At 67.2% G+C, this 20784-nt stretch carries 19 protein-coding genes; 9 read left to right on the top strand and 10 right to left on the bottom strand.

Going from position 1 to position 20784, the window contains the following annotated elements:
* Position 1: 1 nt before the first annotated feature.
* A complete protein-coding gene (gene imuA' / locus ACAG24_RS07745; RefSeq protein ID WP_370472383.1) occupies positions 2–700 on the bottom strand; it encodes a DnaE2-dependent mutagenesis accessory factor ImuA' in 699 nt (232 codons plus the stop codon).
* A gap of 168 nt (positions 701–868) precedes the next feature.
* On the opposite strand from imuA', the gene ACAG24_RS07750 reads away from it, so the two are divergent.
* From ACAG24_RS07750 to ACAG24_RS07775, 6 genes are read left to right on the top strand one after another with little or no spacing between them, the layout of a single operon-like run.
* Entirely contained in the window at positions 869–1861 is a 993-nt protein-coding gene (locus ACAG24_RS07750) for an alpha/beta hydrolase (protein ID WP_370472382.1), read from the top strand.
* Positions 1862–1863: 2 nt separating this feature from the next.
* Positions 1864–2682 (top strand): SDR family NAD(P)-dependent oxidoreductase, encoded by an 819-nt coding sequence (locus ACAG24_RS07755; protein WP_370472648.1) that lies wholly within the window; start codon positions 1864–1866, stop codon positions 2680–2682.
* A 9-nt stretch (positions 2683–2691) separates the two neighbouring features.
* Complete coding sequence (locus ACAG24_RS07760) at positions 2692–3612, top strand: ferritin-like domain-containing protein (RefSeq protein ID WP_370472381.1); 921 nt, start codon at positions 2692–2694, stop codon at positions 3610–3612.
* Positions 3613–3615: 3 nt separating this feature from the next.
* Entirely contained in the window at positions 3616–5118 is a 1503-nt protein-coding gene (locus ACAG24_RS07765) for a flavin-containing monooxygenase (RefSeq protein WP_370472380.1), read from the top strand.
* An 11-nt stretch (positions 5119–5129) separates the two neighbouring features.
* The gene (locus ACAG24_RS07770) at positions 5130–6029 is read left to right on the top strand and encodes a MerR family transcriptional regulator (protein ID WP_370472379.1); all 900 of its coding nucleotides are present in this window, start codon (positions 5130–5132) and stop codon (positions 6027–6029) included.
* Positions 6030–6038: 9 nt separating this feature from the next.
* Positions 6039–6602 (top strand): TenA family protein, encoded by a 564-nt coding sequence (locus tag ACAG24_RS07775; protein WP_370472378.1) that lies wholly within the window; start codon positions 6039–6041, stop codon positions 6600–6602.
* A gap of 10 nt (positions 6603–6612) precedes the next feature.
* Here ACAG24_RS07775 and ACAG24_RS07780 read toward each other — a convergent pair whose 3' ends face one another.
* From ACAG24_RS07780 to ACAG24_RS07790, 3 genes are all read right to left on the bottom strand, one after another.
* The gene (locus tag ACAG24_RS07780; RefSeq protein ID WP_370472377.1) at positions 6613–7536 is read right to left on the bottom strand and encodes an alpha/beta hydrolase; all 924 of its coding nucleotides are present in this window, start codon (positions 7534–7536) and stop codon (positions 6613–6615) included.
* A gap of 128 nt (positions 7537–7664) precedes the next feature.
* On the bottom strand, positions 7665–9224 hold the full coding sequence (gene guaA / locus ACAG24_RS07785; RefSeq protein WP_370472376.1) for a glutamine-hydrolyzing GMP synthase: 1560 nt from the start codon (positions 9222–9224) through the stop codon (positions 7665–7667).
* A gap of 180 nt (positions 9225–9404) precedes the next feature.
* Positions 9405–10088 carry a DNA-binding response regulator gene (locus ACAG24_RS07790; RefSeq protein ID WP_370472375.1) on the bottom strand — a complete coding sequence of 228 codons (684 nt, stop codon included), beginning with the start codon at positions 10086–10088 and terminating at the stop codon, positions 9405–9407.
* Between the two features lie 302 nt (positions 10089–10390).
* Between ACAG24_RS07790 and ACAG24_RS07795 the strand changes: the two genes are divergently transcribed.
* Positions 10391–12577, top strand: coding sequence for a sensor histidine kinase (locus ACAG24_RS07795; protein ID WP_370472374.1), 2187 nt, complete (start codon positions 10391–10393; stop codon positions 12575–12577).
* On the opposite strand, the gene ACAG24_RS07800 is transcribed toward ACAG24_RS07795, so the two are convergent.
* Positions 12543–13178 carry a hypothetical protein gene (locus ACAG24_RS07800; RefSeq protein WP_370472373.1) on the bottom strand — a complete coding sequence of 212 codons (636 nt, stop codon included), beginning with the start codon at positions 13176–13178 and terminating at the stop codon, positions 12543–12545. The two genes, ACAG24_RS07795 and ACAG24_RS07800, sit on opposite strands and share 35 nt — an antisense overlap.
* The gene (locus ACAG24_RS07805) at positions 13178–14914 is read right to left on the bottom strand and encodes a GMC oxidoreductase (protein ID WP_370472372.1); all 1737 of its coding nucleotides are present in this window, start codon (positions 14912–14914) and stop codon (positions 13178–13180) included. Before ACAG24_RS07805 ends, ACAG24_RS07800 begins: the two co-directional genes overlap by 1 nt.
* Before the next feature lie 85 nt (positions 14915–14999).
* Between ACAG24_RS07805 and ACAG24_RS07810 the strand changes: the two genes are divergently transcribed.
* Positions 15000–15602, top strand: coding sequence for a TetR/AcrR family transcriptional regulator (locus ACAG24_RS07810; protein WP_370472371.1), 603 nt, complete (start codon positions 15000–15002; stop codon positions 15600–15602).
* Positions 15603–15615: 13 nt separating this feature from the next.
* Here ACAG24_RS07810 and ACAG24_RS07815 read toward each other — a convergent pair whose 3' ends face one another.
* The gene (locus ACAG24_RS07815) at positions 15616–16764 is read right to left on the bottom strand and encodes a GuaB3 family IMP dehydrogenase-related protein (protein ID WP_445206178.1); all 1149 of its coding nucleotides are present in this window, start codon (positions 16762–16764) and stop codon (positions 15616–15618) included.
* 30 nt (positions 16765–16794) lie between these two features.
* On the bottom strand, positions 16795–18348 hold the full coding sequence (gene guaB, locus ACAG24_RS07820) for an IMP dehydrogenase (protein WP_370472370.1): 1554 nt from the start codon (positions 18346–18348) through the stop codon (positions 16795–16797).
* Positions 18349–18472: 124 nt separating this feature from the next.
* Here guaB and ACAG24_RS07825 point away from each other — a divergent pair, with 124 nt between their 5' ends.
* Positions 18473–18877, top strand: a complete 405-nt coding sequence (locus ACAG24_RS07825; protein ID WP_014814404.1) for a DUF5319 domain-containing protein — start codon at positions 18473–18475, stop codon at positions 18875–18877.
* Positions 18878–18899: 22 nt separating this feature from the next.
* Here the strand turns inward: ACAG24_RS07825 and ACAG24_RS07830 are convergent, their stop codons facing one another.
* Positions 18900–20075 (bottom strand): anti-sigma-D factor RsdA, encoded by a 1176-nt coding sequence (locus ACAG24_RS07830; protein ID WP_370472369.1) that lies wholly within the window; start codon positions 20073–20075, stop codon positions 18900–18902.
* Positions 20068–20652 carry a sigma-70 family RNA polymerase sigma factor gene (locus tag ACAG24_RS07835; protein WP_370472368.1) on the bottom strand — a complete coding sequence of 195 codons (585 nt, stop codon included), beginning with the start codon at positions 20650–20652 and terminating at the stop codon, positions 20068–20070. Before ACAG24_RS07835 ends, ACAG24_RS07830 begins: the two co-directional genes overlap by 8 nt.
* Positions 20653–20784: the final 132 nt, after the last annotated feature.

Consider the following 20784-nt stretch of genomic DNA (forward strand, 5'->3'; position numbering starts at 1 on the left):
CTCATCCGCCCACGGCACGCGCCGGATACCCGACGGAACGACCCCTTGCGCGCATGGCCAACCGCACCCTGCTGATCCGCCCGCACCCGGGGGTGGGCACTCCGTCCCGTCCGCCCGCGATCTCATAACCGCTGACGTGAGCGGTCAGCCGCGCGGAGGCCCCCTGCCAGTCACCGTCGGTGACGAGAAGAGTGCATCCCCGCTGCCGGGCGCGGGCCACCACCGCCCTGGCCCGGGTGGCGGGCACCGTACGGCCGCCCAGACCGAGCACCACCAGGTCCATCCCGTCCATCAGGACCGCCGCCACCTCGACCGGATCGGCACCCGGTTCGGGGATCACCGCGATCCTGCTCAGATCGGCGCCCATCTCTGCCGCGGCCAACAACCCCACATCGGGCTGGCCGATGATGGCCACGTGGCCGCCTGCCGCCGTCACCGCCGCCACCATGTTCAACTGCAGCGAACGAGCCCCGGAAACCACCGCCACAGTTCCGCGCGGCAACGAATCCGGAAGCACTTCAGACAGCGAATCCGGGACCGGCAGCAAAGAATCCGGGGTGTTCGACAGCTCGGGAACAGGGGCCACAGCCCGTCGGCTGCCGCCCACCTTGCTGGAGACCGATGCCATCTGCTTGCGCAGCTGTTCTACCTGCTCAGCGCGCGTGACAGGACACCGGTTCAGGCTTTTGGGCGTCGTCACAGCAGTACCTTTCACACCATCTGACACTTCCATTTTTCGAAACTTTGTTCGATGCCGTCAGTAAACACCCACCCACCGACAGCGTCAACCAGACCCCGCGGCAGCCGACCATGACACTGCCAAATAGTGACATTGACAAATGTCATCATTCGGAGTTGTATCCATCGCGTGCTCAACGAAGACACATGCGGGCATCTCCCCCGCGGTTCGTTCCGTTCCCGCAGCGCCGCATTCGTCAGCAGCCTGACCCTGCGCCAGATCAGCAGCGTCCTCCCACCCCACCAGGCCTGGGGTCTGTGGGCCTCCCGCCAGATCGTCGCCCGCATCATGGACACCTTCGGACCGTCCCTCACCCACACCACGGCCGTGCGGGTCGACACCACCACCCCGGACCGCCGACGCATCGTCGGCGAGTGGGTGTACGGCGCAGGAGTGCCACGCAGGAACTCGGCCCAGGCGATCTACTTCGTCCACGGCAGCGGTTACGCCCTGTGCTCACCCCGCACGCACCGGCGACTCACGGCGTGGCTGTCGCAGTTGACCGGGCTGCCTGTCTTCAGCGTCGACTACCGATTGGCACCGCGTCATCGATTCCCCACTGCCGCAGAGGATGTCCGTAACGGCTGGGACTGGCTCACCGGCAGGTGCGGCATCGCACCGGAGCAGATCGTCGTCGCCGGCGACTCGGCAGGAGGGCATCTCACCGTCGACCTGCTGCTGCAGCCCGACGTCAGTCACCCGGCAGGCCTGGTTCTGCTGTCACCGCTGGTGGATCTGACCTTCGGTCTTGCCCGCACCCGCGAGCTGGATCGACCCGATCCCGCCATCCGGTCCCGCGACGCGATTCGGCTCGTCGAGTTGTACTGCACCGGAATCGAATCCGGCCATCCCAGGCTCCGGCTCGACGTGGCAGGCGGGCGCCGGCTGCCACCAACCCTGATCCAGGCAGGTGGGGCCGAGATGCTCGCCGCCGACGCCATAGCGCTCGCACAGGATCTCCGCCGGGCCGGAACTCGGTGCGAACTGCAGATCTGGCCGGACCAGGTGCACGTCTTCCAAGCATTGCCGCGACTCACCCCTGAGGCGGTGCCTGCGATGCACACCATCGCCGCCTTCGTCGCCGAGGCGTTGGGCGGCACCGACATCGAACAGGCGGGTTGACCATGTGGCCGTTCGGGACGAAACGCACCCACCGGGCCGACGCCGTGATCACCGGCGCAGGCAGCGGGATCGGCGCCGCATTCGCCAGGGAACTCGCCCACCGCGGCGGACGGGTGGTGTGCAGCGACATCGACCTCGGCGCGGCCCAGGCCATCGCCGAGGAGATCGGAACGTCAGCGCTGCCCGTGCAATGCGACGTCGCCGACGTCGACGCGGTGTACCGCCTTGCCGAGGAAGCACAGTCGTGGTTCGGCGGTGCACCGACACTGGTGATCAACAACGCAGGCGTCGGCGCCGGCGGGGCGGTCATCGGCGACTCTGCACTCTCCGACTGGGAGTGGGTGCTCAACATCAACCTGTGGGGGCCGATTCACGGTTGCCACGTGTTCGCGCCGATCCTGCGCGAGGCCCGCCGCCCGGCGGGCATCATCAACGTAGCCTCCGCCGCCGCGTTCGGCGCCGCACCCGGGATGGCCGCCTACAACGTCAGCAAAGCGGGGACGCTGTCGTTGTCGGAGACACTGGCCGCCGAACTGGCCGGCACCGGCATCAACGTCACGGTGCTGTGTCCCACGTTCGTCAAGACCAACATCGTCAGCTCCGGTCGCATCCCCGAGGAGACGACACAGCTGGCCGATCGGCTGATGCGGCTCACGGGCTTCTCGCCCGAGCGCGTCGCCCGCACCTGCCTGGACACTCTCGACCGTGGCGGCCTCTACTGCATGCCGAATCCGGAGGCCCGGATCGGCTGGGGCATCAAACGTTTCACCCCGACGGTGTACACCCGCGCCGCCGGACTGGCCACCCGCGTGACGACCTGAGGAGGATCAATGGCGATCGATATGGATGCGATGCTGGCGAAGATCAAGGACCGCCAGTGGGCGCTCGCCGACATCGACTGGGCGGCACCGGGAGCCGAGAAGATCACCGATGAGCAGCGACCCAAACTTAAGGCGTTCATGGCGGACCTGTGCTGGATCGAGAACATCGGGGCCCGCGGCTTCGCGGCGCTGGCCAAAAAGGCGCCCACCCCGACGATCGCCGAGATATACCGCTACTTTCACGCCGAGGAGCAGCGGCACGCCAATGCCGAACTGGCGCTGATGAAGCGGTGGGGCATGCTCGACGACGGCGAGATGCCCGAGCCCAACGTCAACATCCGGATGGCGATGGACTGGCTGGACACCTACGCCGACGACATGGCGCTGTCCATCCTGGGCACCGTCATCCCGATGCTGGAGGTGGCACTCGACGGTGCGCTGCTGAAGTTCCTGCTCGAAGAAGTCGACGACCCTGTCTGCCACCAGGTGTTCGAGAAGATCAACAACGACGAATCCCGCCATATCGCCGTCGATTTCGAGGTGCTGAACATGATCGGCCACGCCGACCTGCGGCGGCTGGCCATCGAGTTCGTCGGTAACGTCGCCACCCCTGGCCTGATCCTGGGGGCCATCATGTACATCCCGCTGCTCAACCGGATCCGCAACGAGATCGTCGGCATGGGACTCGAACCCGAGCGACTGTACAACGCGGTCAAGCGGTTCCAGACCCTCGGCGAGCGCGGCGAGTTCACCCACCGCGTGCCCACCTACCGCGTGCTGCGGCGCCATGCGTCGATGGTCGTCAAACCACGTCACCCCTACCATCTGCTGGCCAACTCCATGGTGTGGGCGTCCAATCTCTACCCCAGGGCGCTGCTGAAGCCGATTCCGAGTTGGTTCAAGGAACTGACCCACGAGCCGGCGGCCTGACACATGCCTACTGCCAGAACAATTCACGACACCCTCATCGTCGGCGCGGGTTTCACCGGGCTCGGGACCGCGATCAAACTCAGACAGGCCGGTGTGGAGGACATCGTCATCGCCGAACGCGGTGACAGCGTCGGCGGCACCTGGCGTGACAACACCTACCCCGGCGTGGCGTGCGACATCCCGTCGCTGCTGTATTCGTTCTCGTTCGTCAAGAATCCGTCGTGGTCGCGGGCCTACCCGTCGGGCGCGGAGATCTGTGAGCACATCGAGGCGATGACCGACCAGCACGACCTCCGCCGGCTGATCAGATTCAACACCGAGATCACCGGCCTGCGTTTCGATGAGAAGACCGGGGTGTGGACCGCAACGACCAATGGCCGCAAGGATTTCCGGGCTCGTACAGTCGTGCTCGCACCCGGTCCGCTGGCCGACCACAAGTTCCCCGCGATCCGCGGCATCGACTCCTACGAGGGTCACAAGATCCACAGCGCCTCCTGGGACCACGACTACGACTTCACCGGAAAGCGCATCGCCGTGATCGGGACCGGCGCCACCGCGGTCCAGATCGTCCCGGAACTCGTCAAGACCGCCGAGTTCGTCAAGGTCTTCCAGCGCACCCCCGGCTGGGTGCTCCCACGCATGGACGTTTCAATGCCGACGGCGATCCAATCGTTGTTCGCCAAACTGCCTGTGACACAGGAGATCGCGCGCCAGGCGCTGTACTGGGGACACGAGGCCGCGGCGACTGCGCTGGTGTGGAACACACCGATGAGTCGTCTCGTCGCGCAGCTCGGTAAGGCGCACCTGCGCCAGCAGGTCAAGGACCCGTGGATGCGCCGCCAGCTCACCCCGGAGTTCACGCCCGGCTGCAAGCGCATGCTGATGTCCAGTGACTACTACCCCGCGCTGCAGCGCGAGAACTGCAAGCTGATCGATTGGCCCATCGCCACACTCAGCCCGGTGGGGATCCGCACCAGCGACGGCGTCGAACACCATCTTGATGCGATCGTGTTCGCCACCGGATATGACGTGCACCTGTCCGGTCCCCCGTTCCCGGTCACCGGGCTGGGAGGCAGGTCGCTGCAAGAGGAATGGGCCGCCCACGCCGAGGCCTACAAGAGCGCCAGCGCGCACGGCTACCCGAACCTGTTCTTCATGACGGGACCGAATTCGGGGCCGGGCCACAATTCCCTGCTGGTGTATGTCGAAGCGCAGATCGACTACGCGGTCACCGGGATCACGACGATCCTGAACCAGAATCTGCGCTATCTCGACGTACGCGCCGACGTCCAGCGCCGCTACAACGAGCGCATGCAGCGGCGGCTCACGAAAACCACGTGGATGTCGGGGTGCAACAGCTGGTATCTGACGGCCGACGGTTTCAACGCCTCGATGTACCCGGGTTTCGCCACGCAGTATCTTCGACAGATGCGGACGATCCAGTTCGAGGACTACGAAGCGGTGGCGCACGACGCGTCCCCGCATGTCGCGGCCCCGACGGCCTGAGATCCGACGCGATGTCCCAGGCGAAACCGCAGCGGTCGACAGGGCCGATCCCGAGCATCCTGCGTCGGATCCGCCGTGGTTCGCGTGATGTCATCGAGAACGCGGTCTCGCAATTGTTCGATGCCGCGGTGCAGCCCCTCGGCGTCGCCGAATCCGGTGAGTACCGCATCGACGAATTGGCACAGCTGGCCGGCACCACGACGCGCAACATCCGGGTCTATCGCGACCGCGGCCTGCTGCATCCGCCGCTGAGGGTGGGCCGCATAGCGCTGTTCAACGACACGCATCTGACCCGGCTGCGCCTCATCACGTCCATGCTCGACAAGGGTTACAACATCGCCCACGTCAACGAGATGCTGTCGGCATGGGAGCAGGGCAAGGATCTCGGGGACATGCTCGGCCTGGAGTCGGCGATCGCGGGCAGCTGGGCGACCGAGAAGCCCCAGCGGATGTCGTTGACCGAGGCCCGCGCACTGATCGACGATGCGGCGGGCTTCGACCGGATGGTGAGCCTCGGCATCATCCGCGTCGACGACGACACCGACCACGGGTACGCCACCATCGTGCGGCCCACCCTCGTCGAGGCGTTCACCGAGATCCGCAAGCACGGCGTCGCGCTCGACAAACTCATCGACGTCCACGTGCAGGTGAGCCCACTTCTGGATCAGATCAGCCAGATCCTCGTGCAGGCCGGTCTCGACGAAGTCGTCGACAAGATCAATCCCGGCGCGGCCATGCCCGACGACGTCGAAGTCGCCGAGCTCATCACGACTTTGGTGCGATTCCGCACCCACGCGGTGTCGGCGGTCGGCGCGACGCTGGCCTTCTCCATCGAATCAGCGGTCGAGTCGGTGGTGGCACAGTTGCTCGGCGACCTGATCACCAAGAGTGCCGAAGCCTCAGGCGAGTAGTCTCACCCGGTGCTCGACAATCTCTGGGCTGCGGCCACCCGACATCACTTCCTGAATTCGGTTCGCGACGGCACCATCGCACCGCCGGACTTCAACCGCTGGCTGGCGCAGGACGCCATCTTCGTCACCGACCTCCTCGCGTTTCAGGCGCGGTTGCTGGCCCGTGCCCCCCGCGAGGCCCAATCCACGCTTGCCGCAGGATGTGTCGCCCTCGTCGCCGAACTCGACTGGTTCGACGAGCAGGCCACCCTCCGCGGCATCGACATGACCCAGCCGGCACTGCCGGCGACGCTCGCCTACCGCGACCTGCTCGCGCGACTCGACACCGACGACTACGACACCGCGATCACCGCGCTGTGGGTCATCGAGGAGGTCTACCTGCGCGCGTGGACCACGGCCGCGTCGGACTCGTCGCCGTACCGCGAATTCGTGGAGCACTGGACGGATCCCGGCTTTGCCGCCTATGTCGCGGCCCTACGCGACCTAGCCGTCCCCGCAGTCGGCGCGCACGTGATCGCCGAGGTCCTGTCTCAGGAGATCGCGTTCTGGGACATGGCTTCGACGAATACCTGACCGACGTCGGCTAGCTTGCGAGAGCCGGCCCGATCGTCGTGTTCCACGACTCCTGCATCTCCGATTCGAACAGGCCCCAGGTGTGCGACCCGTCCGGCCGGACCACATAGGTGATCGGCACCCCGGCGGCGTTGGCGCGGTCGGCAAAGACCCTCGTGCTGTCGGCGACGACGCGCTCGATGAAACCACCGGTGATGTTGGGCCCGAAGCCCGGGGGCAGACGGTCGACCGCACCCACGTTGCCCGAGCCCGATGCCGCGACGTAGACCGCGACGCCGCGCAGCTTCTCGACGTTCTTCGACGGGTCGTGGGCCACCCACAGCGGCCCGCCGGGCGGACCCCACATCGCGCCGGCGCTCGCCCCACCGCTGCTCAGCGTCAGCTCGACGTTCTGGACGTTGTCCGACGGGTTCAGGATCCCGCTGTACGAGCCGACACCCTGGTAGAGCCCGGGCATCTGAACGGCGTAGTCCAGCGCTGTGCCGCCGGTGCTCGACAGACCGCCGACACCGTTGCGGCCGCTGGTGTCGTACTCGGCGTCGATCAGCGGAGGCAGTTCTTGGGTCATGTAGGTCTGGTACTGCTTGCTCGGGTCGGCGACCCAGTTTGTGTACCAACTGAATTGACCACCCAACGGGGACACCACGTTGACGTTCTTGTCGGCGAAGAATCCCTGGATGTCGGTCATCCCGAACCAGCTCTTCATGCCGGGGGCGATGCCGCCGCCGGCCATGTCGTCGCCGCCGTCGATGCCGGGCAGCAGGTAGAACGTGGGCGCACCCGACTTACCCGCCTTGAACACGTCGTTGACGACGACCTTGTTCATCGACGGCGAAAACACCGACACCTTGTCCCAGCGATCGTTGACGTGCTCGATACCGGTGATGTGGGCGCCCTGCGGCTGCGCCGACGCGGCCGGAAGTGTGGGAACCATCAGAAAACTCAATACAGAAGCCAACACAATAGCTAGCGCGCGTTTTCGGCGCGTCGGGCTGATCATCGGCTGATTATGTAATCACCCTCTAATTCCAGCAAGCCTTTGCGCCTGAATGCCACTTCGTGTCATTCCCATTCGATCGTGCCAGGCGGCTTGCTGGTGACGTCGAGGACCACGCGGTTGACCTCACGCACCTCGTTGGTGATCCGCGTCGAGATACGTTCCAGCACTTCGTAAGGCACCCGCGTCCAGTCGGCCGTCATGGCGTCCTCACTCGACACCGGACGGAGCACGATCGGATGCCCGTAGGTGCGGCCGTCGCCCTGTACCCCCACCGACCGGACGTCGGCGAGCAGCACGACGGGGCACTGCCAGATCTGGTGATCCAGTCCGGCTGATGTGAGTTCCTCTCGGGCGATCGCATCGGCGCGCCGCAGCGTGTCCAGGCGGTCGGCGGTGACTTCACCGACAATCCGGATGCCCAGGCCGGGGCCCGGAAAAGGTTGACGGGCAACGATTTCCTCGGGCAGTCCCAGTTCTCGGCCGACCGCGCGGACCTCGTCTTTGAACAGCAGCCGCAGCGGCTCGACGAGCGTGAACTTCAGATCGTCGGGCAGTCCGCCGACGTTGTGGTGGCTCTTGATGTTGGCGGTGCCCGACCCGCCCCCGGATTCCACGACGTCGGGGTAGAGCGTTCCCTGCACCAGGAAGTCCACCTCGCCGCCGGAGACGTCGACCGCGTCGCGCACCGCTCCCTCGAACGCGCGGATGAACTCGCGGCCGATGATCTTGCGCTTGCCTTCGGGATTGGTCACCCCCGACAGCGCCTCGAGGAACCGGTCGGCCACGTCGACGGTCACGAGATTGGCTCCGGTCGCGGCGACGAAATCACGCTGCACCTGGGCGCGTTCGCCGGATCGAAGCAGGCCGTGGTCGACGAACACGCAGGTGAGCCGGTCGCCGATGGCGCGCTGGACCAGCGCGGCGGCCACCGCGGAGTCCACCCCGCCGGACAGTCCGCAGATCGCCCGCCCGTCGCCGATCTGGCTGCGCACCTGCTCGACGAGGGCATCTGCGATGTTGGCCGGTGTCCACGCGGCGTCGATTCCGGCGAACTCGTGCAGGAAGCGGCTCAGCACCTGCTGTCCGTGGGGGCTGTGCATCACTTCGGGGTGATACTGCACGCCGGCCAGCCTGCGCCCCCGATTCTCGAACGCCGCGACCGGCGCTCCGGAGCTGCTGGCCACCACCTCGAAGCCCTCAGGGGCTTCGGTGACGGCGTCGCCGTGGCTCATCCAGACGGGCTGGGTGCCGGGCAGGTCGGAATGCAGTTCTCCGCCACTGACTTTCAGCTCTGTGCGACCGTACTCGCTGGTGCCCGTGTGGGCGACGGTGCCGCCGAGGGCCTGGGCCATCGCCTGGAAGCCGTAGCAGATACCGAACACCGGCACGTCGATGTCGAACAGCGCGGGGTCGAGTTGTGGCGCCCCTTCGGCGTAGACGCTCGCGGGCCCGCCGGACAGCACGACCGCCCGCGGGTTGCGGGCCTTGATCTCCTCGACGCTCGCGGTGTGCGGGATGACCTCCGAGAACACCCGCGCCTCGCGGACCCGCCGGGCGATCAGCTGTGCGTACTGCGCACCGAAGTCGACGACCAACACGGGACGGGGAGCTGCTGATTCCACCGGGACAGTCTAGTTTGACCGTTCGGGGATCGTGATCGCCGGAGCGCCTGGCGATTCGGCGCACCCCCTGCCACCGATTCGAGCCGATACTGCGCTGCCGGCGACCACGTCCGCTCCCCCGCATCGCAAACGGTAGTTGCCCACGGAACAGCTGTCAGTCCACCGAACGGATGATCCCGTCTAGTACAGGTCTTTCAAGCTGAGGATTCCGTCCTCGACGGCTCTCGCCAGCAGCGCGGACTTCGTCGAGGCCGGCCTTCCGACACCGGCGTACTTTGCGCGTGCTCGCTGCAGGTGGGTCCGCACCGTGGTCGGGGCGATGAAAAGACGTTTGGCCACGAGATCCTTGCTCTCGGTCTGGAACCAGGCGATGAGCACCTGCTTTTCGCGGTGGTCGGTCAGTTTGATGCGGCCCATCGTGCCGTCGTTGAGCATGGCCTTGCCCATGCGCGGACCGACGTACGGCGTCACGGTGTGCGCGGAGTGGATCGCCTCGATCAGGTGGCGCTTGCCCTCCGATTTGACCAGGTAGGTCACCGCGCCGAGCTCCAGGCACTTCAGGATGACTTCGTCGGCGGTGATGTGCGAGTAGACGATCACGCGCTGCCCCCGGTCGCTGAGTTTCGACAGGGTCTCGAAGTCGGGGCGGTTCCCCTCGATCTGCAGGTCGAGCAGCACGACGTCGGCACCGCCGGAGGCTTCCGGGTGGTGGGCGAAGTATTCGGCGGGATGCGCGAAGCTGCCGGCCAGTTCGATCGGTGGATCGGCATCCGCGCACCACGCCTGGATCCCCGCGTGCACGACATCGTGATCGTCGATGATCGCGATGCGCACCGGAGTCCGCGAATCCCCCTCGCGGGACATCCCCCTATACCTCCCACCTGGTAGACACTTCGCGACAGATGTCTGCCTGCCGATATTCAATCCCAGCCCCGCACCCGCCGCGATGGGAAAACTCCGAGGAGTTGCCGGCGGCGTCGGTCTGTGACCATGAGTGCCTTGTCGAGATTAGGAAGCTCGCGGCTCGGGAGGAAAGCCGTCCTCGCCGAATCGCGCTGAATTGATACGTTCGACCGACACCCCGGCGCCGCGGGGGTCGGCCCGCTGCGCCGGGTCAGGCGGGCTAACGTATCGCTTCATTCGGGGTGGGTTCGCTGGGGAGGACCGTGGCGACGTTCGGGGAACCTGCCGCCCGGCTTCAACTGATGAACCGGGCGGCCATGGTCGGGCTGCTGATGCGCAGCTCGATCAATCTCGGGGTCTCGTTGATCGCGCTGGCGGACCCCGACTCCCTCGCCCTGCCCCTCGGCAGATGGCTTCTCGGAGCGCTGGCCGGATGGTCGCTCTATCGTCTGGTGACGCGCGCGCAGGGCGCCGGGTGGCTGACCGTCGACTACCTGGCCGCGCTCGCGGTGTGCCTATCCCTTCCGATACTCGTGCCCACCACCGATTTCTACGCCTCGAACACCGCGCCGCAGGCGATCGCCGGGACCGCCGTCATCAGCATTTCCGTCTCGGTGTCGGTGTTCGCCGCCGTGCCGCTGACCGTGGGAATCGCCGCCGCCTACGCCGTAGGAGCGGGCTTGGTCATCGGCTGGGAGGATCTGACCTCCGTCACGGCGCTCTACTACTTCGCCGTCCAGTGTGCGACATCCTCCATCATCCGTCTGATGCTGCTGCGCGTCGCCGGGGCGATCGACCGGGCGCGCAGCGACCGCGCGGAGGCCGAGGTCGCCCGACGTGTCACCGACGCGGTACGCGACTACGAGCACGAACAACTCGCGCTGCTTCACGACACCGCTGCGTCGACCCTGCTCATGGTGGGGCAGGGCACCGACCTTCCTCCCCAGCGGCTGGCCGCGCAGGCCCGGCGCGATCTGCACCTTCTCGATGTGAGCAGCTGGGCGGCGCCTCCGCCCCGCGTCGAACTGGTTGCCGCACTGCGCGACTGCGCCACCCATCTCACGACGCCGGCGAAGTTCGAGGGCCGCGACGAGTTGTGGCTGCCCGGCGCGAGCGCGCAACCGGTCATCGCCGCCGCCCGGGAAGCGATGAACAATGTCGAAAGGCACGCCGGTGCGTCGCTGTTGCGCGTTGCCGTCTCCGACACGTCGGTCCGTCTGTCCGACGACGGCACCGGGTTCGATCCGGAGGTGCGCCGCGACGGGCACGGCGTCGAGGACTCCATCATCGGGCGGATGCAACGGGCCGGCGGCGAGGCCCGGCTCAGCTCCGAACCAGGTTCAGGCACAGTCGTCGAATTGCGCTGGAGCACCGCCCACGTCGAGCCCGACACACCGCACGTCGACCCCGACCGGCTTATCGACCGGACCAGGGCCCGCTACGGTCTCGCGTTGACCGTGTACGCGCTGGTGAACCTTGTCATCACGGTGCGGCCCGCCGACACGGTGCTCGGACTGCTCGCCGCGGCGGCGTCGCTGGCGGCCGTCCCCGGAATCCTTTGGCACCGTTACACTTTCGCCGGGCCCGCGGCCGCGGCCGTGTTGATCGTCGCGGTCGCCCAGCCCGCGCTGCTGCCCCACCACGCGCTCCTCGGCTACGAACACTGGGCGCAGGGAGCGATCGGATGGTGCCTGGTCCCGCTGATGCTGGCAGTGCCGACGCGTATCGGCGCCGCCGTCATCATCGGCTACTGGGTGCTCAACAGCGCCGTGATCCTCATTCGCGACCCGTCGCCGCCGATCCTCGTCAACATCGGCCTCGGCAGCGCGAGCATCCTCGGCGTGCAATTGTTCGCCCTGATGTTCAACGGACTCATGCGGGAAGCCGCCGACGTGGTGGCCTCAGAGAACGCGGTCCGTCAGCAACTACTCACGCGCGAACGAATCGCTCAGGCGCTGCGCGGCGAGCACCAGCGGCGCTACGCCACCATCGTCGCCAACGTCGTTCCGCTGCTGGACGAACTGACCCGCGGGGAACGCGTCGACCCCGCAATGCAGCGTCGGGCGTGGGCTGAATGCCGAAGACTACGAACACTGTTCGACCAGGCGAGCACATTTGACCATCTGCTGATGCAGCGGATCCGGCCACTGATCGACGCGGCGGAGGCCAGACACGTCGACGTGGTCATCGACGTCGACGGTGCGCTCCCCGACGTCGCCGACACCGAGATCTCCCGCCTCGCGGCAACCCTGTCCGGCGTACTGGACCTCTGTGCGACGTCGGCGCGCATCGTGGTCACATCCGGCGACGACAGGGTGGAGATCAGCGTGGTCGTCGACACCCGCGACGACGCCGCCTCCGCGAAGTGGGACGGTGCAGAGGTCATCGCCGCCGGTCGCGAACTCTGGTGCGTGATCAGCGCCGCCACAGCACCGTTGCCGCGCGGGTGACATGCTCCGCGCGCGAGCGCTCGTCGGTCACATGCTCCATGGCCTCGATGAACGCCTCGTTGTCGAAACCCGGCAATGCCTGCAACCGCGGCAGCAGTCCCTCCGACTCGTCGAGCCCGACGAATCTCGTGGTCTCGTCGTCGTAGGTCAGTGCGAAAAAGACATCCTCGTCGACCGGTCCGTCCGGCGAGGTGGACAGCGCGACCTGTGTCAACGCCTCCCAGCGGACGCCGTACTGCGCCACCTCCCAGGACTCCAGAAGCAGGTCCACCTCTTTCCCGAACGGCTGCAGCACCATGTGCTCGCGGTCGGGCAGCTCGAATCGGATTGTTCGCGTTGACCCCAGCGAGATCGGCCCGGCGCGGCGGGCAAGCCGCTCCTCCGCGAGACGGACGTCGACCAACGGCCAAGAGCCGATCAGGGAAGCCCCGCTGTCGGGATGCTTTCGATGGGCCTCGATGATCCACAGCCGGGTCGCCCCGGCTCCGATCAGAAACCACTGCGACTGTCGCCACGTGAAGTTCGCGGCGACCAGCAGTGGCTCGGCGGCGAACGGCTGCGCTCGGTCGATGAGCTTGTGCGTCCGCCGCCGGTGTGCCACTAGCCCGCCGAGCTGACCGGTTCGATCGGGATCCTGCGCAGCGCCGCAGGGGCGTCCGCGGGAACGACGGGGTTGCGGGGCTCGATCGGCGAAAGCCGCCGGTAGGGCTCGCCCTGGGCGGGCCGCAGGTCCTCTTCGCCCTTGTTGGGCCACAGGGACGCCGCCCGCTCCGCCTGCGCGGTGATCGAAAGCGACGGGTTGACACCAAGATTCGCCGAGATCGCGGCCCCGTCCACCACCGACAGCGTCGGATAGTTCCACACCCGTTGATAGGGATCGATGACGCCGTTGTCAGGGCTGTCCCCGATCGCGGCACCGCCGAGGAAGTGCGCGGTCAGCGGGATGTTGAACAGCTCGCCCCACGTGCCGCCCGCCACGCCGTCGATCTTCTCGGCGATGCGGCGGGTCACCTCGTTGCCCGCGGGAATCCAGCTCGGGTTCGGCTCGCCGTGGCCCTGCTTGCTGTCGAGCATGCGGAAGCCGAGTTTGGTCTTGCGCGTGAACGTCGTGATCGAGTTGTCCAGGTTCTGCATGACCAGCGCGATCATCGTGCGCTCGCTCCAGCGTCGGGGATTGAGCAGCCGCATCGTGCCCCGGCGATCCGCGCGTGCCGTGTCGACCAGCTGCCTCCAGCGCGGGACGTCGGTGCCCTCGGGGCCGGTGCCGTCGGTCATCAGCGTCTGCAGCAGCCCCATCGCGTTGGAGCCCTTGCCGTAGCGGCAGGGCTCGACATGAGTGTCCGACGTCGGGTGGATCGACGACGTGATCGCGACGCCGTGGGTCAGGTCGAGGTCGTCACCGACCGTCAAACGGCCTGCGCCGACGATGGATTCGGAGTTCGTCCGCGTCAGCACACCCAGTTTGTCCGACAGCTTCGGCAGCTTGCCGCGGTCGCGCATCTTGAACAGCAGCTTCTGCGTGCCGTAGGTGCCGGCCGCCAGGATCACGTGGTTGGCGGTGAAGGTCTTGCGACGGCGGCGCAGCTTGCTGCCGGTACGCGCGGTCCGCACCTCCCACACTCCGTCGGGACGCTGCTCGAAGCTCGTCACCATGGTCAGCGGATGAACCTGCGCTCCGGCCTTCTCCGCCAGCCCGAGATAGTTCTTCAGCAACGTGTTCTTGGCGCCGTACCGGCATCCCGTCATGCAGGACCCGCACTCGATGCACCCGGTACGCGCGGGGCCCGCCCCGCCGAAGTAAGGGTCGGGAACGGTCTTGCCGGGCGTCTTCTCGCCGTCGGGGCCGAAGAAGACGCCCACGGGCGTCGGGACGAACGTGTCGCCGACACCCATGTCCTCGGCGACTTCCTTCATGATGCGGTCGGCGTCGGTGAACGTCGGGTTCGTGACGACGCCGAGCATCCGCTGCGCCTGGTCGTAATGGGACATCAGCTCGGCACGCCAGTCGGTGATGTCGCGCCATTGCGGGTCGTTGAAGAAGGGCTCCGGCGGGACGTACAACGTGTTGGCGTAATTGAGGGAGCCGCCGCCGACGCCGGCGCCGGCGAGGATCATGACGTTGCGCAGCAGGTGGATGCGCTGGATCCCGTACATACCGAACTGGGGCGCCCAGAGAAATTTGCGCAGGTTCCACGAAGTCTTGGCGAACTCGTCGTCGGCGTAGCGCCGGCCCGCTTCGAGCACGCCGACGCGGTAACCCTTCTCGGTCAGTCGCAGCGCGCTGACGCTGCCGCCGAACCCCGAGCCGATGATCAGCACGTCGTAGTCAGGCTTCATCGCAACATTATGAACTTACCCACCGGTAACCGGCCAGACAGGCGACCCTAAGTTCCCAAATTCGTCAGCGTCTAATGTCGGGGTTGTGGCAACCCGGTCGTCGGACGGCATCTCAGCTCGCGAGGCGAAGCGCCTGCAAACCAGGGAACGGCTGCTCGGCGCCGCGATCGCCGAGTTCAAACGAGCCGGCATGGCTGAGGCCGACGTCGGCGCGATCGTCGGCGCCGCCGGTGTCGCGCACGGCACCTTCTTCTTCCACTTCCCCACCAAGGAACACGTTCTTCTCGAGCTGGAACGTCGCGAGGAGGACCGCATCGCCAAACGCTTCGCCACGTACGCCAAGACCCACCACGACCTGCCGTCACAACTGCGCGAGGCGGCCGACCTCGCGCTGGGCTTGGAACGCCGGCTGGGCGTGGTCCTGTTCAAAGACTTTCTGGCGCTGCACTTTTCGCCGTCGCGCCCGCCGGCAGAACACGGCGACGACCACCCGCTGATCGTCTTGGTCGCCGATCAGATGGAGAACGCCAGACAGCGGGGCGACATCGCCGCCGACGTGACGCCGATGAACAGCGCCATCTACTTCCTGCTGGGCCTCTACGCACTGCTCATCACCACCGACGAATCGACCGGCCGCTCCGCGCTGGTCGACGACTATCTGACCCGAACGCTGCGCAGCTTGCGGTGAGCCCGGGCCGGCTTCAGCTTCCTACGGTGAGCCCGACCTTCTGGAACTCCTTGAGGTCGCAGTAGCCCGCCTTGGCCATCGACCGGGCCAGGCCGCCGACGAGGTTCAGCGAGCCGAACGGATCATCCGACGGCCCGTCGAGCACCTGCGCCAGCGAGGGCCGCTCTTCGTCGGCCACCTGGAGCAGGGAGCCGCGCGGCAGCGACGGGTGAGCCGCTGCGGCAGGCCAGAACCAGCCGCCGCCAAGGGCTTCCGCCGAGATGGCCAGCGGCGTGCCGAGCACGACGGCGTCGGCACCGCAGGCGATGGCCTTGGCCAGGTCTCCCGAGGTGTGGATGTCGCCGTCGGCGAGCACGTGGACGTAGCGGCCGCCGGTCTCGTCGAGGTATTCGCGGCGTGCTGCGGCCGCGTCGGCGATCGCGGTGGCCATCGGCACGCTGATGCCGAGCACCTCGTCGGACGTCGTCACCCCGGACGTCGAGCCGTATCCGACGATCACGCCCGCGGCCCCGGTCCGCATCAGGTGCAGCGCGGTGCGGTGGTCGAGCACACCGCCCGCGACCACCGGGACGTCGAGCTCAGAGATGAAGGTCTTGAGGTTGAGCGGCTCGCCGGCCCCGTCATGATCCTTGGCGACGCGCTCGGCCGAGATGATCGTTCCCTGGATGACCAGCAGGTCGATGCCCGCCGCCACCAGTGTGGGCGTCAGTGCCTGCGCGTTCTGTGGGCTGACGCGCACCGCCGTCGTGACCCCGGCCTCCCGGATGCGCGCGACGGCCGAGCCGAGCAGTTCGGGATCCAAAGGCGCGGAATGCAATTGCTGCAGCAGCCGGGTTGCCGCCGAGGGGTCGGGATCTTTCTCCGCGATGTCGACGACCTGGGCGATCTTGTCGGCGACATCGGCGTGCCGTCCGATCAGGCCCTCGCCGTTGAGCACTCCGAGCCCGCCGAGGCGGCCGAGCTCGATCGCGAACTCCACCGACACCAGGGCGTCGGTCGGGTGCGCCAGCACCGGGATCTCGAACCGGTACGCATCGAGCTGCCATGCGGTCGAGACGTCCTTCGACGACCGGGTGCGCCGCGACGGCACGATGTTGATGTCACTGAGTTCGTAGGTGCGACGGGCGGTCCGGCCCATGCCGATCTCCACCATGTCTCGCATGTTCACTCCCCTGTTCGGCCCCAGCAGACCCTATCGGGTGGTGTAGTTCGGGGCCTCGACGGTCATCGTGATGTCGTGAGGGTGGCTCTCCTTGAGGCCGGCCGCCGTGATCTGGACGAACTGGGCCTGCTGGAGCGCCTCGATGGTCGGCGAGCCGGTGTATCCCATCGCGGCCCGCAACCCGCCGGTGAGCTGGTGGATGACGGTCGAAAGCGGGCCGCGGAACGGCACCCGGCCCTCGATGCCCTCGGGCACCAGCTTGTCCTCGGACAGCACATCGTCCTGGAAGTACCGGTCCTTCGAGTAGGAGCCGCGCAGGTTGCCGGTCGCGCCGCGGCCCTGCATGGCCCCCAGCGAGCCCATGCCGCGGTAGCTCTTGAACTGCTTGCCGTTGACGAAGATCAGGTCACCAGGAGATTCCGCGGTGCCCGCGAGAAGCGAACCCAGCATGGCCGTCGACGCACCTGCCGCCAGCGCCTTGGCGATGTCACCGGAGTACTGCAGGCCGCCGTCGGCGATCACCGGGACGCCGTGCGGCGCGCACGCGGCCACGGCTTCCAGGATCGCGGTGATCTGCGGGGCGCCGACGCCGGCCACCACCCGCGTCGTGCAGATCGAGCCGGGCCCCACACCGACCTTGACGGCGTCGGCACCTGCATCGACCAGCGCGGCGGCCGCGGCGCGGGTCGCCACGTTGCCGCCGACGACGTCGACGCGCTCTCCCACGGCCATCTTCAGCCGGTGCACCATGTCGAGCACGCCGCGGTTGTGGGCGTGGGCGGTGTCGACGATGAGCACGTCAGCCCCGGCGTCGGCGAGGGTCATTGCCCGTGTCCAGGCGTCGTCGCCGACACCCACGGCGGCACCGACGAGCAGGCGCCCGTCACTGTCCTTGGTGGAGAGCGGAAACTGCTCGGTCTTGACGAAGTCCTTGACGGTGATGAGACCCGTCAGCTTGCCGTGGCCATCGACGATCGGGAGCTTCTCGATCTTGTTGCGCCGCAGCAGCCCCAGCGCGGCCTCGGCCGACACGCCCTCCTGCGCGGTGATCAGCGGGGCCTTGGTCATCACCTCGGAGACCGGTTTGGACTGGTCCACCTCGAACCGCATGTCGCGGTTGGTGATGATTCCGACAAGGGAGCCGAGGGAGTCCACGACAGGAAGGCCGGAGATGCGGAACCGCGCGCACATCGCGTCGACCTCGGCAAGGGTGTTGTCCGGCGAGCACGTGACCGGGTCGGTGACCATGCCGGCCTCGGACCGTTTGACGGTCTCGACCTGGCCGGCCTGTTCGGCGACGGGCAGGTTGCGGTGCAGCACACCCATGCCGCCCGCGCGGGCCATCGCGATGGCCATCCGCGATTCGGTCACGGTGTCCATCGCCGAGCTCACCAGCGGCACCTTCAACCGGATCCTGCGCGTTAGCTGACTGGACGTGTCCGCTGTGGCCGGAATCACATCCGAAGCGGCAGGCAGCAGCAGCACGTCGTCGAAGGTGAGCCCCAGCATCGCGATCTTGGTGGGGTCGTCGCCGCCGGTAGGGACCGGAACGGCGAGAGGGATGCTGGTTTCGGTGATCGACATGTATGTAGCCTCCCGGGACGCCTGAAAGGAACATCTTATCGGCTCTGGACTCGTCGTTTATGTTCCCCACGACGTGCCGGGTGAGCGCTGGCGCGATACCTGGGAGGCTGCGTAGTCTGGGGGCGTGCGAGACCACCTGCCACCAGGATTGCCGCCCGACCCGTTCGCCGACGACCCCAGCGATCCGTCGGCGGCGCTCGATGCCCTGGAGCCGGGCCAGCCTCTGGATCCGCAGGAACGCACCGCTGTCGAAGCCGACCTCGCGGACCTCGCTGTCTACGAAGCACTGTTGGCGCACAAGGGAATTCGCGGACTCGTGGTCTGCTGTGACGAATGCCAGCAGGACCATTACCACGACTGGGACATGTTGCGCGCCAACCTGCTGCAGCTTCTCGTCGACGGCACGGTACGCCCGCACGAGCCGGCCTACGATCCCGAGCCTGACTCCTACGTCACATGGGACTACTGCCGGGGCTACGCCGACGCCTCGTTGAACGAAGCGACGTCGGAGTCCGACGGCTATCGCTGACAGCGCAATTCCGCGCGACTGATCAGTTCGCCTGACCCGGTGCCTGCTGCGCGGGCGCAGGCAGATTGGGCCTTGCAGGAGCTGCAGGTACCGCCACCGCGGGCGCCTCGACAGCCGGAAGCGCAGGGACCGGCAGTAGCACGACCGGCGTCGTCGTCGTCGGAAGAGTCAGCGTGGGTAGCGGCTCTTCCTCCTCGACGGTCGGCTGCGGCGTCGTCCTGGGCGCCTGTGTCGTGGTCGGCGAGGGCGCTGGTGCTGTCGACGATGTGGGCAGCGGCGCGCGCGTCGTCGTCGATTGCCTCACCACGGTCGTCGACGTCGGGGACGGCGCGTTTGGTGTCGTGGTCGACGGCGGAAGTGTCGTCGGCGACGGGGTCGGCGTCGTGGACGGGACGGCGGAGGACTGCGTCGTGATGGGCGCCGAGGTCGACGGGGTCGGCGACGGGGCGGTGGTCTCGGGCGACGACGACGGGGTCGTCGCGTCGCTGGTGCCCGACGGTGTCGACGAGCCCGGCGTCTCGGCGGACGTCGTGGCGGAGTCGACGGGCAGCGGCGCGACATCTGGGAACGTGGGCAGCGGTGCGTCAGACGGCACGGTGGCCACGGGGTCCTGAGCCTCCACCTTGACGGTCAGCTCCTGCCACTGGGCGATCAGTTCCTGCTTCTCCTCGACGTCGTCGACAGTCGCGACCGTCGTGGTGACCGCCTGGAGCTTTTGTTGCGCGCCCTGCCAGTCACCCTGCTCGATGAGCTGCTGTACCTGCTGCATCTCCGTCTGGGCGGCCAGGATCACGGCGTCGTCGCGGGTCTGGGTCTGCTCGCCGAACAGCATGGTGCGCAGTCCGTAGAGCGCGTCGCCGGGGCCGGAGCCCGCGATCACGGCGCCGAAACCACCGATCGCCAGCATCGCCGCGGCAGCCGAACCGACCACCGCCAGAGAGAATCGCCGCTTGGGGGCCGGCCGGGTCACCCGGTCGAGTGCGGCCACCGCGTCCTGCTGGGTCAGCACGTGACCCATCGGGGTCTCGCGCACATCGTCGCGCCAACCGGCCAGCAACTGCGCGAGGTCGGCCTCGTCGCGGTCGGTCACGTACGGCTGCTGCTGCGCGGCGAGCGCGTCGAGGAACTGATCGGTGCGGTTGATCTCGTTCAGCGAAGGATCACCGCCATTGGCATTCCAGCGTCCAAAATCAGGCATAGTCGCGCCCCTGCCCCGCCGATGTGATCTCCGCCTTCAGCCGCGACAGCGCACGATGCTGCGCCACGCGCACCGCCCCCGCAGTGCTTCCCACGGCCTCCGCGGTTTCTTCGGCGCTCATACCGACGACGACACGCAGAATGATGATCTCGCGCTGCTTTTCGGGCAGTACCTGCAGCAGGGCGGCCATCCGCGCCGACGATTCCGAATCGATCGCCATCTGCTCGGGCCCGGCCTCGCCGGAGAAACGCTCCGGGACCACATCCATCGGATCGGCCCGGTTGCGACCAGCTGCCCGGTGCGCGTCAGCAACCTTATGCGCTGCAATCCCGTACACGAAGGCCAGGAATGGTCGTCCCTGGTCTTTGTAACGCGGCAGCGCCGTGATGGCGGCCAAGCACACCTCCTGAGCTACGTCATCAGCTGAGAGACCACTGCGTTCCGCAGTGCCCACCCGTGCCCGGCAGTACCTGACGACGAGGGGGCGGATGATCTCCAGCACCTCCCGGAGTGCGTTCCGATCGCCGGCTATTGCTTCAGCAACGACAGCATCGAGACGTTCTCCCGAAATTGTCATCGTGAACAGGCTCTCCAGCGTTACGTCGGGACACACTCCCGGAGGGGCAAGTGGCAGCTTCAGTCGGGACCGGGTCGGTATGGAATGGGTGTGGTTCAGCTAAACAATAACGACCTGGAGGGGTACAACCCG

The sequence above is a fragment of the Mycobacterium bulgaricum genome (assembly GCF_041287165.2).
GTDB lineage: Bacteria > Actinomycetota > Actinomycetes > Mycobacteriales > Mycobacteriaceae > Mycobacterium > Mycobacterium bulgaricum.